This is a genomic window from Azospirillum sp. SYSU D00513, assembly GCF_017356015.1.
In the GTDB taxonomy this organism is placed as follows: Bacteria; Pseudomonadota; Alphaproteobacteria; order Azospirillales; family Azospirillaceae; genus Azospirillum.
Genome location: NZ_JAFIQV010000031.1, coordinates 1 through 14355, shown reverse-complemented (window position 1 = coordinate 14355; position 14355 = coordinate 1). Strand labels below are relative to the sequence as shown.

General features: G+C 70.5%; 9 protein-coding genes and 1 rRNA gene. All 10 read left to right on the top strand.

Going from position 1 to position 14355, the window contains the following annotated elements:
* The first annotated feature begins 19 nt into the window (after positions 1 to 19).
* The gene (locus JUB11_RS21465; protein WP_207460685.1) at positions 20 to 1357 is read left to right on the top strand and encodes a PLP-dependent aminotransferase family protein; all 1338 of its coding nucleotides are present in this window, start codon (positions 20 to 22) and stop codon (positions 1355 to 1357) included.
* 177 nt (positions 1358 to 1534) lie between these two features.
* Positions 1535 to 2308: a sulfite exporter TauE/SafE family protein gene (locus tag JUB11_RS21460; RefSeq protein ID WP_207460683.1), complete on the top strand. Its 774-nt coding sequence runs from the start codon at positions 1535 to 1537 to the stop codon at positions 2306 to 2308.
* 109 nt (positions 2309 to 2417) lie between these two features.
* Positions 2418 to 5924, top strand: coding sequence for a NahK/ErcS family hybrid sensor histidine kinase/response regulator (locus tag JUB11_RS21455; RefSeq protein WP_207460681.1), 3507 nt, complete (start codon positions 2418 to 2420; stop codon positions 5922 to 5924).
* Positions 5925 to 6046: 122 nt separating this feature from the next.
* Positions 6047 to 7087, top strand: coding sequence for a BMP family protein (locus JUB11_RS21450; RefSeq protein ID WP_207460679.1), 1041 nt, complete (start codon positions 6047 to 6049; stop codon positions 7085 to 7087).
* A 17-nt stretch (positions 7088 to 7104) separates the two neighbouring features.
* A complete protein-coding gene (locus JUB11_RS21445) occupies positions 7105 to 8679 on the top strand; it encodes an ABC transporter ATP-binding protein (RefSeq protein ID WP_207460678.1) in 1575 nt (524 codons plus the stop codon).
* Between the two features lie 12 nt (positions 8680 to 8691).
* Positions 8692 to 9741 (top strand): ABC transporter permease, encoded by a 1050-nt coding sequence (locus JUB11_RS21440; protein WP_207460676.1) that lies wholly within the window; start codon positions 8692 to 8694, stop codon positions 9739 to 9741.
* 4 nt (positions 9742 to 9745) lie between these two features.
* Positions 9746 to 10690 carry an ABC transporter permease gene (locus JUB11_RS21435; RefSeq protein ID WP_207460674.1) on the top strand — a complete coding sequence of 315 codons (945 nt, stop codon included), beginning with the start codon at positions 9746 to 9748 and terminating at the stop codon, positions 10688 to 10690.
* Positions 10690 to 11979 (top strand): amidohydrolase family protein, encoded by a 1290-nt coding sequence (locus JUB11_RS21430; protein ID WP_207460673.1) that lies wholly within the window; start codon positions 10690 to 10692, stop codon positions 11977 to 11979. Before JUB11_RS21435 ends, JUB11_RS21430 begins: the two co-directional genes overlap by 1 nt.
* 133 nt (positions 11980 to 12112) lie before the next feature.
* The gene (locus tag JUB11_RS21425; RefSeq protein ID WP_207460671.1) at positions 12113 to 13879 is read left to right on the top strand and encodes a PAS domain S-box protein; all 1767 of its coding nucleotides are present in this window, start codon (positions 12113 to 12115) and stop codon (positions 13877 to 13879) included.
* Positions 13880 to 14274: 395 nt separating this feature from the next.
* A 16S ribosomal RNA gene (locus JUB11_RS21420) occupies positions 14275 to 14355 on the top strand; the annotation flags it as partial.

The following is a 14355-nucleotide window of genomic DNA, read 5'->3' as shown; positions in this document are numbered from 1 at the left end:
CGGGGGAAGCGGCGCGCTCATGGTAGCCGCGCGCTTCCCGGACGTAGTCGAGCGCCTTGCCGCGGACATCCTCGACGGCACCCTGGCACCCGGCAGCCGGTTGCCGACCCATCGCGAACTCGCCGACCGGTTCGGCTTGGCACCGGCCACGGCGAGCCGCGTGTATCGGGAACTGCGCCGCCGTGGGCTCACGATGGGCGAGGTCGGGCGGGGAACCTTCGTGCGGGGACCGGCCCGGCACAACATGGACGACCTGAACGAGTCCGGCATCGCGGCCCCGCTGATCGATCTTAGCCTCAACTATCCGATCCTCGACATTCAGGGCGACCTGATGGAGAAGACGCTTGGGCAGGTCGCCCTCGAAGGCGGTTGGTCCAGCCTGCTCGGCTATCATTCGCCAGCGGGCCGGCTCCGGGACCGTCAGGCCGCCGGCGCCTGGTTCGCGAGCCGCGGGCTGCATGCCGACCCGGACGAGGTCTTCATCACCGCCGGCTCTCAGCACGGGCTCGCCGTCGCGACGGCGGCGGTCTGCGGTCCCGGCGACACGGTGGCCGTCGAAAGCCTGACCTATCCCGGCTTCAAGATCCTGGCCGGTCTCCAGCAGATCCATCTGGCGCCGGTGGAGATGGACGGAGAGGGCCTCCTGCCGGAGCGGTTGGAGGAGTTGTGCCGGTCGCGCAAACTGCGCGCGCTCTATCTCATGCCGACGGTCCACAATCCGCTCGGCACGGTGATGCCGCCGGAACGGCGCGAGCGCGTGGCGGCGATCTGCCGCAAGCACGCGGTCCACATCCTGGAAGACGAGGCCTACGGCTTTCTCGACGACCGGATCCTCCCGTCGCTTCGCAGCCTGGCGCCGGGCCTCGGCTTCAACATCCAAAGCATGGGCAAGCTCTTCGCGCCGGGATTGCGCATCGGTTTCATGGCCGCGCCCCGGCATCTCCGGGACCGCATCGAGACGGTGATCCGCAGCACGACCTGGGCGGCGAGCCCCATCGCCGCGGAACTCGCATCCCGCTGGATCGAGGACGGCAGCGCCGGAACCGTGCTCGGCCGCAAGCGGCGGGACGCAGCGGAACGGCAGCGGCTCGCTGCGTCCTTGCTGCCGGGGGACGCGATCCGGTCACACCCCACGAGCTATCACCTGTGGCTAAGCCTGCCGCAACGCGTCCGGGCGGATGATTTCGTCCGCCACCTCCATGCGCTGGGGGTGGTCGTTTCGCCCGCCGCCGCCTTCACGCCGTCCAGCGTGCCGGCACCACCGGCCCTGCGCCTCGCGCTCGGAAGCCCGCCGGTCGAGAGGTTGCGCGAGGGTCTGCGGATCGTCGCGGCTGCCTATGAGCGGTTCTGCCGCTGACCCCGGCCGGGGCATCCGTCGCGCCCGCATCGCTTCGCCGGTCATTCGCGGCTCCTATTTCCCCGCCCTTTTTTCATGGCTGCCATTTCCGGCTGCGGATGGGCCGTGGTTCCGGCATACCGGCGGGGCCGCGCTCCACGAATGGCAAGGGGCGGCCTTCCGGAGCATGACCGTCCCTTGTACGCCTTCGACCCGCAGTTTTATCTCGTGGCCTCGGCCACCCTGTTCCTGATCGCGCTGATGAAGGGGGCTTCGGGCGGCGGGCTCGCCGTGATCGGCGTGCCGGTGCTGTCGCTCTTCATCCCGCCGCTCCAGGCCGCCGCCGTCCTGGCGCCGCTGGTCTGCCTCATGGACGTGTTCGCCATGATGGCTTACCCGCCGCGGACCTGGAACGCGGGGCATCTGAAGCTTCTGATCCCCGGCACGCTCGTGGGCATGGCGGTCGGCACGCTGCTGATCGGCCGCGCGCCGGGCTGGCTGGTCGGACCCTTGATCGGGCTCATCGCCGTGGTCTTCGCCGGGCAATGGCTGCTGCGGCGCGTCGGCCTGCTGCGGACCGGGGCCGGGGCCGCGCCCGGCCCGGTGGCCGGCTACGTCTGGGGCGGCGTGTCGGGCTTCACCAGCCTGCTCGCCCATGCCGGCGGGCCGCCGCTGGCGGTCTACATCCTGCCGCAGAACCTCCCGAAGACGGAGCTGGCCGGCACCCAGACGGTCTATTTCACCGTCGTGAACTACGCCAAGATCGTCCCCTACATGCTGCTCGGGCAGTTCGACGGCCCGACGCTGCTCGCGGCCGCACTCCTGTCGCCCTCCATCCCCCTGGGCGTCTGGATCGGCCGGCGGCTGCATGGGCGGCTCGATCAGGATCTCATCTACATCGTCTCCTACACGCTGGTCTTCCTCACGGGCTGCAAGATGCTGCTCGATGCCGGCCGCCATCTCGCGGGCTGAAGGCCGCTGGCACTCCCGGCGTCCATGCCTTACGGCCGAGTTGTGCTAAGCTCGGGCCGGGTGGAAACGCGGCCGCGCGGGACGCGCGGCGGGGCATGCGGCGGGGCTTATGGAAAGCTGGTTCATTCTCGTCGTCTCGCTGGCCTATCTGCTGTCGCTCTTCGCCATCGCCTGGTACGGCGACCGGACGGCGGGGGCCGCTGCGGCGCGGCGCACCCCGCTGCTCTACGGCCTGAGCCTCGGGGTCTACTGCACCTCCTGGACCTTCTACGGGGCGGTCGGGCGCGCGGCGGTGGACGGCTTCGATTTCCTGCCGATCTATGTCGGACCGATCCTGATGATCGGGCTGGGCTGGCCGCTGCTGGCCCGCATCGTCCGCGTCGCCAAGGCGGAGAACGTCGTCTCCATCTCCGACTTCCTGTCGGCGCGCTACGGCAAGAGCCAGGGGCTGGCGGCGCTGGTCACCGTGACGGCGGTGATCGGGCTGCTGCCCTACATCGCCTTGCAGCTCAAGGCCATCACCATCAGCTTCGAGGTGCTGGCGGTGGACAGTTTCGGCCAGGGCTTCGAGGCGGCCCAGCTTCCGGGCGGGACGACGCTTCTGGTGGCGCTGCTGATGGCGATCTTCGCGATCCTGTTCGGGGTGCGCGGCATCAGCAGCAACGAGCATCACCGCGGGCTGATGATGGCCATCGCCGCCGAATCGGTGGTGAAGCTCGGCGCCGCCCTGGCGGTCGGGCTGATCGTCGCCGTGTCCTGGTTCGGCAGCCCGGACGGCTTCCTGCGGTCGGTGGCGGCGCATCCGGACTTCGCCGCGACGCTCACGCTGGAGGCCATCGGGCCGGACTGGTGGGCGGCCTCGCTGCTGTCGGGGCTGGCGATCCTCTGCCTGCCGCGGCAGTTCCACGTCGCGGTGGTCGAGAACACCCACGCCGGCGACATCCGCACGCTGGCCGCCTTCTTCCCCGTCTATCTCATCGCCATCAACCTCTTCGTCCTTCCGGTGGCGCTGGCCGGGCTGACGCTCTTCGACGGGACGGGCGTGAACGCCGACACCTTCATGGTGTCCATCCCGCTTCAGGCGGGCTGGCCCTGGCTGGCGCTGATCGCCTTCATCGGCGGGCTGTCGGCGGCGACCAGCATGGTGCTGGTGGAGATGGTGGCGCTCAGCACCATGATCTGCAACGACGTGATCGTGCCCCTGCTGATGGCCTCCCGTCCGGCCGCGCGGAAGCTGCGCCAGGACCCGGCACCCGTCCTGCTGGCGGTGCGGCGCTCGGCCGTGATCGTCATCCTGATCCTGGCCTACGGCTGCTATCTGCTGATCGGGCCGGCCTTCCCGCTTGCCACCATCGGTCTGATGTCCTTCACCGCCGTGGCCCAGTTCGCGCCGGCGCTGCTGATCGGGCTGTTCTGGACCGGCGCCAACCGGGCCGGCGCCTTCGGCGGCATCTGCGCGGGTTTCCTGGGCTGGGCCTACACCATGCTGCTGCCCTCCTTCGCCGACGCCGGCTGGCTGGCCGAGGGGGTGCTGTCCGCCGGCCCCTTCGGGATGGCCGCGCTGAGCCCGGTGGCGCTGGCCGGGGTGACCGGGCTCGACCCGCTGTCGCACGCCGTGTTGTGGAGCCTGGGGCCGAACGTCGCGATCCTCGTCGGGCTGTCGCTGCTGACCCGGCCGTCGCCGCTGGAAACGCGGCAGGCGGCGCGCTTCGTCTTCCCGCGCCGGGGCGGCGAGGGGGCCTCCTCCGCCGCCAAGGCGACGACGCTGGCCGACCTGCACGACCTGGCGACGCGCTATGTCGGCAAGGACAAGGCGGACGCCGCCTTCCGCCACCTCATGCCCCCGGCGGGAAGTGCCGCGGACGGTGCCTTCGGCGAGATCCTGGGCGGGCAGATCGTGCGCAGCGGGGCCGAGGCGATCCAGATCACCGAGAGGCTGCTGGCGGGTGCGGTCGGCTCGGCGTCGGCGCGGGTGGTGGTGGCCGGGCTGCTGTCCGACCGCCGGCTGTCGCGCACCGACGCCCGCACCATCATCGACGAGGCCTCCCGCGCGATCCTGAAGCAGCACGAGCTGCTGCGCGCCACCGTCGAGAATGTGGGGCAGGGCATCTGCGTGTTCGACGGGGAGTTCCGGGTGGCGACCTGGAACCGCCGCTTCCTGGCCCTGCTCGACCTGCCGGAGGAGTTCGTCCAGGTCGGCACCCCGCTCGCGGAGATCGTCGCCTTCATCGGCGAACGCGGCGAATACGGCCGCAACGGTGAGATCGAGACCCTGCTGGCGCGCCGCTCCGACCCGCGCCGCCAGGGCAAGCCGGACGTCTATGTCCGTCAGCGCCCCGAAGGCACGGTGCTGGAGATCGCCACCAACCCCATGCCGGACGGCGGCTTCGTCGCGGTCTACACCGACGTGACCGAGCGCCACCGGGCCGCCGAGGCCCTGCGCGAGGCGAACGAGAGCCTGGAGCGCCGCATCGCCGAGCGCACCCAGGCCCTGTCCGAGGCCAAGGGGGAGGCCGAGCGGGCCAACCGCGACAAGACGCGCTTCCTCGCCGCCGCCAGCCACGACCTGCTCCAGCCGCTGCACGCCGCGCGCCTGTTCGTGACCGCGATGGCGGAGCGGGTGAGCGACCCGGCCATCGGCCAGATCGACGATTCCCTGCGCTCGGTGGACCAGATCCTCTCCGACCTGCTCGATGTGTCGAAAATCGACAGCGGCGTCGTCCAGCCGACGCCCAGGGCCTTGCGGATGGAGGAGCTTCTGAAGCCGCTGGGCGAGGAGTTCACGGTGCTGGCGCGCCAGCACGGGCTGGCCCTGCGCATCGTGCCCAGCCGGGCCGTGATCCGCAGCGACCCCACCCTGCTGCGCCGCATCCTCCAGAACTTCCTGGCGAACGCCGCGCGCTACACGGCGGAGGGGCGCATCCTGATCGGCTGCCGCCGGCGCGGCACCCACCTGTCGATCGAGGTGTGGGACACCGGCCCCGGCATCCCCGAACACCGGCTGCGCGACATCTTCCTGGAGTTCCGGCAGATCGACCAGGGCGGGAACGAGCGCGGCAAGGGGCTCGGCCTCGGGCTCGCCATCGTGGAGCGGCTGGCCGGCATCATGGGCCACCGGATCGGGGTGCGCTCGCGCGTCGGGCGGGGCAGCGTCTTCTCCGTGCTGGTGCCCCTGACCGACGAGCCGGCGCCCCTCGCCCCGGCGCTGGCCCGACCGCGCGCGCGCGGCTTCGACGGCGCCCTGGTGCTCTGCCTGGAGAACGAACCCTCCATCGCGCGGGCGATGGAGGACCTGCTGTCCGGCTGGGCCTGCCAGGTCGTGGTCGCCCCCACGGCGGAGCAGGCCCTGGCTCTCCTCGACGGTCGGATGCCGGAGATCCTGCTGACCGACTACCATCTCGACGACGGGCGGACGGGGGTCGAGGCGCTGGCCGTCCTGCGACGGGCGCTGGGTCCGCTGCCAGCGGCGCTGATTACCGCCGACCGCGACGCCGCCATCCGCGAGGAGGCGGAGGAGGCCGGCTGCCGCGTGCTGTACAAGCCGATCCGGCCGGGGGCCCTGCGCGCGCTGGTCGGCCAGATGCTGGCGGAGGGGCGGCACCCGGTGGTGAATTGACGCTTTTTGCAGCGTTATGGCTCTTGCCTCCGTTTTGGTCACATGCGACCGTCCGCCTCTGCGAAGACTAGACCCCTTCGATCCACCCTTCCGATCAGCCGTTCAGATCAGAGAGAGCCCACATGGATCATCGTTCGCGTTCCCTGGCCGCCCGTTTCACCCGGCGCGCGGTCCTGGGCGGCATCGCCGCCGCCACCTTGGCTGTCGGCGCCCTCGGCACCTTCGCCGGGGCCGGGCCGGCCTTCGCGCAGGACAAGCTGAAGGTCGCCGGCGTCTACACCGTGCCGGTCGAGCAGCAATGGGTCAGCCGCATCCACAAGGCGCTCCAGGCCGCCCAGCAGCGTGGCGAGATCGAGTATGTGTGGGCCGAATCGACCGCCAACACCGACTATGAGCGCGTCATGCGCCAGTACGCCGAGGCGGGCCAGCAGCTGATCGTCGGCGAGGTGTTCGGTGTCGAGCGCGCCGCGCGCGGCGTCGCCAAGGACTATCCGAAGACCGCCTTCCTGATGGGCTCCAGCTTCAAGCAGCAGGAGCCGAACTTCTCGGTCTTCGACAACTACATCCAGGAGCCGGCCTACCTCACGGGCATGATCGCGGGCGGCATGACCAAGTCGAACGTCATCGGCATGGTCGGTGGCTTCCCGATCCCCGAGGTGAACCGGCTGATGAACGCCTTCATGGCCGGCGCCCGGGAGGTCAACCCGAACGTCAAGTTCATGGTCAGCTTCATCGGTTCCTGGTTCGACCCGCCCAAGGCCAAGGAAGCCTCCTTCGCCATGATCGACCGCGGCGCCGACATCATGTACGCCGAGCGCTTCGGCGTCTCCGACGCCGCCAAGGAGCGCAAGGTCCTGGCGATCGGCAACGTGATCGACACCCAGGCCCAGTATCCCGAGACGGTCGTCGCCAGCGCGCTGTGGCACATGGAGCCCTCCATCGACCGCGCCATCAAGCAGGTCAAGGCCGGCAGCTTCAAGGCGGAGGAGTACGGCCCCTACAGCATGATGAAGCACGGCGGCTCCAGCCTCGCCCCGCTCGGCAGCTTCGAGGGCAAGGTGCCGGCCGACCTCGTCGCCAGGGTGCAGGCCAAGCAGAAGCAGATCCTCGACGGCGCCTTCACCGTCAAGGTGGACGACGGCGAGCCGAAGTCCTCGATGTGACGGCGGTCCGGCCCGGCATGACGGAACAGGCAGGCGGCGGGCCGAAGCGCGTGCTTCGGCTCGCCGGCATCACCAAGCGTTTCGGTCCTCTTCTCGCCAACGACGCCATCTCGCTCGACCTGCACGAGGGCGAGGTGCTGGCGCTGCTGGGCGAGAATGGCGCCGGCAAGACGACGCTGATGAACATCCTTTTCGGCCACTACATGGCCGACGAAGGGTATGTGGAGGCCTTCGGCCGCCGCTTGGCCCCGGCCTCGCCCAAGGCGGCGCTGGCCGCCGGCATCGGCATGGTGCACCAGCATTTCACCCTGGCCGACAACCTCTCGGTTCTCGACAACGTCGTCGTCGGGACCGAATCCCTGTGGCGGCCCTGGTCGGACCGGGGGGCGGGGCGGCGCCGGCTGCTGGAGCTGGGCACCCGCTTCGGGCTGAAGGTCGATCCCGACGCCCAGGTCGCGTCCCTGTCCGTCGGCGAGCGGCAGCGGGTGGAGATCCTGAAAGCGCTCTACCGCGACGCCCGCATCCTGATCCTGGACGAGCCGACGGCCGTGCTGACCCCGCAGGAGTCGGCCGGCCTGTTCGAGACCCTGCGCCGCCTGACGGCGGACGGGCTGGCGGTCGTCTTCATCAGCCACAAGATGCACGAGGTCTTCTCCGCCAGCGACACGGTCGCGGTCCTGCGCGGCGGCCGGCTGGTCGCCACGCGCCGCACGGCGGAGACCGACCGCGCCGAGCTGGCCGAGCTGATGGTCGGCCGCGCGGTCAAGCCGCCCACGTCCGCTCCCATGGCGGCGGGCGAGCCGGTGCTGGCGTTGTCCGGCGTCACCGTGCGGTCCGAGGACGGGCGGGCGCTGCTCGACCGGCTGGACCTGACCATCCTCCGCCATCAGGTGATCGGCATCGCCGGCGTGTCGGGCAACGGGCAGGCGGCGCTGGCCGAGCTGGTCAGCGGCCTCGTGGCGCCGGAGTCGGGCACCGTCACCCTACTGAACGCGCCGGTCGAGGGCGCCGACCCCGCCGGCATGGTCCGGCGCGGCGTCGCCCGCATCCCGGAGGACCGGCACGCCACCGGCCTCGTCGGCGGCATGGCGGTCTGGGAGAACCTGATCGCCGAGCGCTACCGCGACCCTGCCTTCTCCCGCTTCGGTGTGTTGAGGCGCGGTGTCGCCCGCCGCCACGCCGAGGAGGTGATCCGCGCCTTCGACGTGCGCGGCGCCGGCCCGGACACCCGCACCCAGCTGCTGTCCGGCGGCAACATGCAGAAGCTGATCCTGGGCCGCACGCTGGCCCACGGGCCGCACCTGATCCTGGCGAGCCAGCCGACACGGGGGCTCGACATCGGCGCCGTCTCCTACGTGCACGGCCGGCTGCTGGAGGCGCGCGCCGCCGGGGCCGGGGTGCTGCTGATCTCCGAGGATCTGGACGAGATCCTGGCCCTGTCGGACATGCTGGCCGTCATCCACCACGGCCGGCTGACGCCCCTGATGCCGCGCGAGTCCGTGTCGATCCAGCAGCTCGGCCTGTTGATGGCCGGCCAGTGGGAGGGCGTCCTGGACGGCGCGCCGCACGGCGCGCGGGAGACCGTATCGTGAGTTTGGCCCTTCATGCTTCTTGAACCCCGCACCCATGTCCCGGCCCTTGCCCGCATCCTCGCGCCGCTGGGAGCCGTGGCCGCGGCGCTGGCGCTCTGCGCCCTGCTGGTCGCCTGGGCCGGTGCGCCGGTCCTTCGCGCCTACGGGCTGCTGCTGGAGGGCGCCGTCGGGTCGCGCTTTGCCCTGACCGAGACGCTGACCCGTGCCACGCCGCTGATCCTGACCGGGCTGGCCGCCGCCGTCGCCTTCCGCGCGAAGCTGTGGAACATCGGCGCGGAGGGGCAGCTCTACATGGGGGCACTCGCCGCCGTGGCGCTCGGCGGCGGCCTGCTGGATCTGCCCGCCTGGCTGCTGCTTCCCCTGGTCCTGCTGGCGGGTGCGGCGGCCGGCGGCGTCACGCTGCTCGGGCCGGCCGTGCTGAAGGTCCGCTTCGGCGTGGACGAGGTGGTGACCACGCTGCTGCTGAACTTCGTGATCCTGCTCTTCGTGTCCATGCTGCTGGAGGGGGCTTTGAAGGACCCCATGGGCATGGGCTGGCCGCAGTCCGCCCCGGTCCTGCCGGAGGCGGAACTGCCCAAGCTGCTGGAGCGCACGCGGCTGCACGCCGGTCTCGCCATCGCGCTGGTGCTGGCGCTGGCCCTCTGGCTGATCGACGCGCGCACCGTCTGGGGCTACGAGAACCGGGCGGTCGGCGCCAACCCGCGCGCCGCGGCCTTCGCCGGCATCTCCGTGACGCGGGTCATGCTGCGCACGGCGCTGCTGTCCGGCGGCCTCGCCGGGCTGGCCGGTGCGGCGGAGGTGACGGGCCTGCGCGGCTACCTGACGCTCGACCTCTCGCCGGGCTTCGGCTATGCGGGGATCGTCGTCGCCATGCTGGCGCAGCTCCATCCCGTCGGCGCCGTGGGGGCCGCCGTCTTCATCGCCGGCCTTTTCGTCGGCGCGGACGCCATGAGCCGCGCCATGCCGGTGCCCAACTACATCGCCGACGTGCTCGTCGCCGCCAGCCTGCTCTGCATGCTGGTCGCCGGGCTGCTGACGCGCTACCGGCTGCGGCGGGGCTGATCCCATGGCGGAAATCTTCGACCTTCTCGTGTCCGCCGCTTTCTGGACGGCGACGCTGCGCATCGCCACCCCCTACATTCTCGGCACGCTGGGCGAACTGGTGTGCGAGCGGGCGGGCGTGCTGAACCTCGGCATCGAGGGCATCATGACGCTCGGCGCCATGGCCGGCTGGATGGCCGTCTACCAGGGCGCCGACCTCTGGACGGGGGTCGCCGTGGCGGCCCTGTGCGGCGGGCTGCTTGGGCTGCTGCACGCCGGGCTGACCGTGCCGCTCGGCCTGTCGCAGCATGTCGCGGGCATCGGGGTGACGCTGCTCGGCACTAGCCTGTCCTATTTCGTCTACCGGCTGGTGCTGCCCCAGGCATCCACCCCGCCGACCATCGAGCCCTTCCAGCCCCTGCCCATCCCGGGCCTGTCGGACATCCCCGTGCTCGGCCCGGCGCTGTTCAGCCAGACCGCGCTGACCTACCTCGCCCTCCTGCTGGTGGGGCTGGTCGCCTATGTGCTCTACCGCACACCGGTGGGGCTCGCCCTGCGCATGGTGGGCGAGAACCCGGCGGCGGCCGAGGCGCAGGGGCTCAGTGTCACGGGCCTGCGCGTGGGCGCGGTCGTGGCGGGCAGCGCGCTGATGGGGCTGGCCGGGTCCTTCCTGACCCTGTCGGCCTTCAACGCCTTCTTCTTCAACATGGTCAACGGGCGCGGCTGGATCTGCATCGCGCTGGTCGTCTTCGCCTCCTGGCAGCCCGGCAAGGCGCTGCTGGGCGCGCTGCTCTTCGCGGCCTTCGACGCCTTCCAGCTCCGCCTCCAGCAGATCACCGGCGGGGTGCTGCCCTACCAGCTCTTCCTGATGCTGCCCTATCTGCTCAGCATCCTGGCGCTGGTGCTGATGTCGCGCCGTGCCGCCTACCCGCGAGCCCTCATGATTCCCTACCGCAAGGGTGAACGCTGATGTTCGACCTCATCCTCCGCCGTGCCACACTTCCCGACGGGCGCACCGGCATCGACATCGGCGTCCGGGACGGCCGCATCGCCGCCGTGGAGCCGGACCTCCAGGCCGAGGGGGGCGAGGAGATCGACGCCACCGGCCGGCTGGTCACGCCGCCCTTCGTGGACGCGCATTTCCACATGGACTCGACCCTCAGCTACGGGCTGCCGCGCATCAACCAGTCCGGCACGCTGCTGGAGGGGATCGCGCTGTGGGGCGAGCTGAAGCCGCAGCTGACGCAGGAGGCGATCGCCGAGCGCGCGCTGGCCTATTGCGACTGGGCGGTGGCGCGTGGCCTGCTGGCCATCCGCACGCATGTGGACGTCTGTGACCCCCGCCTGCTAGCGGTGGAGGCGCTGCTGGAGGTGAAGAAGCGGGTCAAGCCCTACCTCGACCTCCAGCTCGTCGCCTTCCCGCAGGACGGGGTGCTGCGCACGCCGGGCGGGCTGGAGCTGCTGACCCGCGCGCTCGACATGGGGGTGGACGTGGTCGGCGGCATCCCGCATTTCGAGCGGACCATGGCGGACGGTGCGGCGTCGGTGAAGCTGCTCTGCGAGCTGGCGGCCGAGCGCGGCCTGCTGGTGGACATGCATTGCGACGAGAGCGACGACCCCCTGTCGCGCCATGTCGAGACGCTCGCCTGCGAGGCGCAGCGGCTCGGGCTTCAGGGCAGGGTGGTCGGCTCGCACCTCACCTCCATGCATTCCATGGACAACTACTACGTCTCCAAGCTGATTCCGCTGATGGTGGAAGCGCAGCTCGGCGCCATCGCCAACCCGCTGATCAACATCACGCTCCAGGGGCGCCACGACAGCTACCCCAAGCGCCGTGGCATGACCCGCGTACCGGAGCTGATGGCCGCCGGGCTGACCGTGGCCTTCGGCCATGACTGCGTGATGGACCCCTGGTACCCGCTGGGCTCCGGCGATTTGCTGGAGGTGGCGCACATGGGGCTGCATGTCGGGCAGATGACCGGCCACGAGGCCATGAAGACCTGCTTCCACGCCGTGACGAGGGCGCCGGCCAAGCTGTTGCACCTGGAGGGCTATGGGCTGGAGCCGGGCTGCAACGCAGATCTGGTCGTGCTCCAGGCCGGCGACCCGGTGGAGGCGATCCGGCTGCGGGCGGCTCGGCTCTTCGTGCTGCGCCGGGGCAAGGTGATCAGCCGGGGCGCGCCGGTCGAATGCCGGCTTTCCCTTCCGGGCCGCCCGGAGACGGTGGACTTCACGCTGCCGCGACCGAAATTCCAATGACGCCCAAGCGCCTGGGCTGGACGAACAGCCTAGGCGTTCGGCTTATTGAATGTTGTTCGGTCGGCGCGCCATTCTGCCGCCGTGTTTTTCCAGAGCAAAGGTGCCGGCTGAACGTCATGGACGGATACGCGCATTGACCGATTCCCACTCGGATCCGGCGCTGGAGACGTTGCGCGCCCTGTCCGACGCCGCCTCCGACGCCGTCGCCATTCACGACGGCAGCCGGATCATGGCCGTGAACGCCGCCTTCTGCCGGATGCGCGGCAGCGCCGAGGAGGAGACCCTCGGGCGCGAGGTGCTGGACGTCTTCGCTCCCCAGGCGCGGGACGCCTTGCTGGACCAGGGCGCGGGAACGGACGCCGAACCGTTCGACAGCCTGGCGCTGCGCGCCGACGGCTCGGTTTTCCCGGTGGAATGCGTCATGCGCTCCATCCGCTTCCGGGGTGCTCCGGCCTGGGCGCTCAGCCTGCGTGACGTGACCCGCCAGAAGCAGGCGGAGGCCGGGCTGCTGCACAGCCAGGAACAGCTTTCCGCCATCTTCACCCAGGCGACGGTCGGGCTGTCCCAGTCGGACCTGTCCGGCCGGTTCGAGCTGGTCAATGACCGCTTTTGCGAGCTGGTCGGGAGGACGCGCGAGGAGCTGCTGACCCTGCGCATGCAGGACATCCTGCCGCCGAGCGAGCTTCCGACCCTGCTCCCTCTGCTGGAACGCGCCATCGAGGAGGGCGAGGCCTTCACCGCCGAGAGCGAGTTCGTCCGGCCGGACGGGCACGCTCTGTGGGTCAGCAACAGCGTCACGGCCTTGCGCGCCATGGGGGGGCAGCCCAGCGGGCTGCTCCAGATCATCGTGGACATTTCCGAGCGGCACAGCGCCGAGGAGCGGCAGAGGCTCCTGATGCGGGAGGTGGACCACCGCGCCAAGAACGCGCTGGCCGTCGTCCAGGCGCTCGTCCGGCTGACCCGCGCCGACACGCCCGCCGCCTTCGTCCTGGCGGTGGAGGGGCGCGTCAGCGCGCTGGCGCGGACCCACACGCTGCTCGCCAAGAACCGCTGGTCCAGCGTCGATCTCCGGCAGATCCTGGAGGGCGAGCTGGCGCCCTACCAGGCGCAGCGGCGCACCCGCGTGCACATCGACGGGCCGTCCGTCGCGCTGCTGGCCGACGCCGTGCAGCCGCTCGGCATGATCGTCCATGAACTCGCCACCAACGCGGCCAAGCATGGCGCCCTGTCGAACCCCAACGGCCGGCTGGAGTTGACCTGGACCATCGAGCCGGACGGCAAGAGCATGGAGCTGCGCTGGGCGGAGTCCGGCGGCCCGCCCGTGCGGACGCCGGGCCGCAGCGGCTTCGGCTCCACCCTGATCGAGCGCACCGCCAAGCACCAGCTCAGCGGCGTCATCCAGTATGACTGGCGGCCGGAGGGAATGAACTGCACGATCCGGATGCCGACGACGCAGCTTCTGCTCAGCCGCCCAGCCTCGGATTCCAAGTCGCCGCCGGTCAAGCGGATGCGGGTGGGCGCCGGGCTGGTCGGCCGGCGCGTGCTGGTGGTCGAGGACGACGCGCTGTTGGCGATGACGGTGGAGCTGACGCTCGCCAGCGAAGGCTGCGTGGTCGTCGGCCCGGCCTCCACCCTGACCGACACCATCCGGCTGGCCGCGGGTGACAGCATCGACGTGGCGATCCTGGACGTGAACCTGCGCGGCCGGTCCATCTTCCCGGTCATCGAGGTGCTGGAGGAGCGGGGCATCCCCTATCTCTTCACCACGGGCTACGAGAACCTGGAGGCGGCGCCGGCCGATGCGCCCATCCTGCGCAAGCCCTTCACCCGCGAGGAACTGGTCCGGGCGCTGCTCGGCCTGCTCGCGGCGGATCCGGCGGACGGCCCGTCAAAAAAATGAAACTCCTCTGAAAAAACGTCTTGCAGGGTAGGGCGAGGGAGGCATATAAAGCGCCTCCCGACGCGACGGACGCCAGACGGCGACGACGCAGCGGGCGCCAAGACAGACTGGCCGATGTTGCCCTGGCACGAGCTGCCCGGGGGCAGGCCGATGCGGCTCAGAATTTTGAGCCGCGGGATCTTTTAAAAGTGAAGACCGTGTTGTGAGAAGGGATGCGCAGGCGGCGGCTTTGTTGGGCGTCGACGCGGGTCCGGTTCCCGAGTGGGGATTGGGCCAGCGGTTGCCGTGACGCATCTCGACTAGGTTTTTAGAGACGATGCAGTTTCTGACGCTTAGGTGAGGTCGCTTCGGTGACCCGTTCAGTTGGATGCCGGCTTCTGGCTGGTTTCCAGATTGAACCTGAGAGTTTGATCCTGGCTCAGAACGAACGCTGGCGGCATGCCTAACACATGCAAGTCGAACGCACCTTTCGGGGT

Bases quoted from the DNA above. Each gene is read 5' to 3' on its own strand.
- JUB11_RS21455 (WP_207460681.1), top strand. From the start codon at position 2,418: ATGGAAAGCTGGTTCATTCTCGTCGTCTCGCTGGCCTATCTGCTGTCG.
- JUB11_RS21440 (WP_207460676.1), top strand. From the start codon at position 8,692: ATGCTTCTTGAACCCCGCACCCATGTCCCGGCCCTTGCCCGCATCCTC.
- JUB11_RS21465 (WP_207460685.1), top strand. From the start codon at position 20: ATGGTAGCCGCGCGCTTCCCGGACGTAGTCGAGCGCCTTGCCGCGGAC.
- JUB11_RS21445 (WP_207460678.1), top strand. From the start codon at position 7,105: ATGACGGAACAGGCAGGCGGCGGGCCGAAGCGCGTGCTTCGGCTCGCC.
- JUB11_RS21430 (WP_207460673.1), top strand. From the start codon at position 10,690: ATGTTCGACCTCATCCTCCGCCGTGCCACACTTCCCGACGGGCGCACC.
- JUB11_RS21435 (WP_207460674.1), top strand. From the start codon at position 9,746: ATGGCGGAAATCTTCGACCTTCTCGTGTCCGCCGCTTTCTGGACGGCG.
- JUB11_RS21450 (WP_207460679.1), top strand. From the start codon at position 6,047: ATGGATCATCGTTCGCGTTCCCTGGCCGCCCGTTTCACCCGGCGCGCG.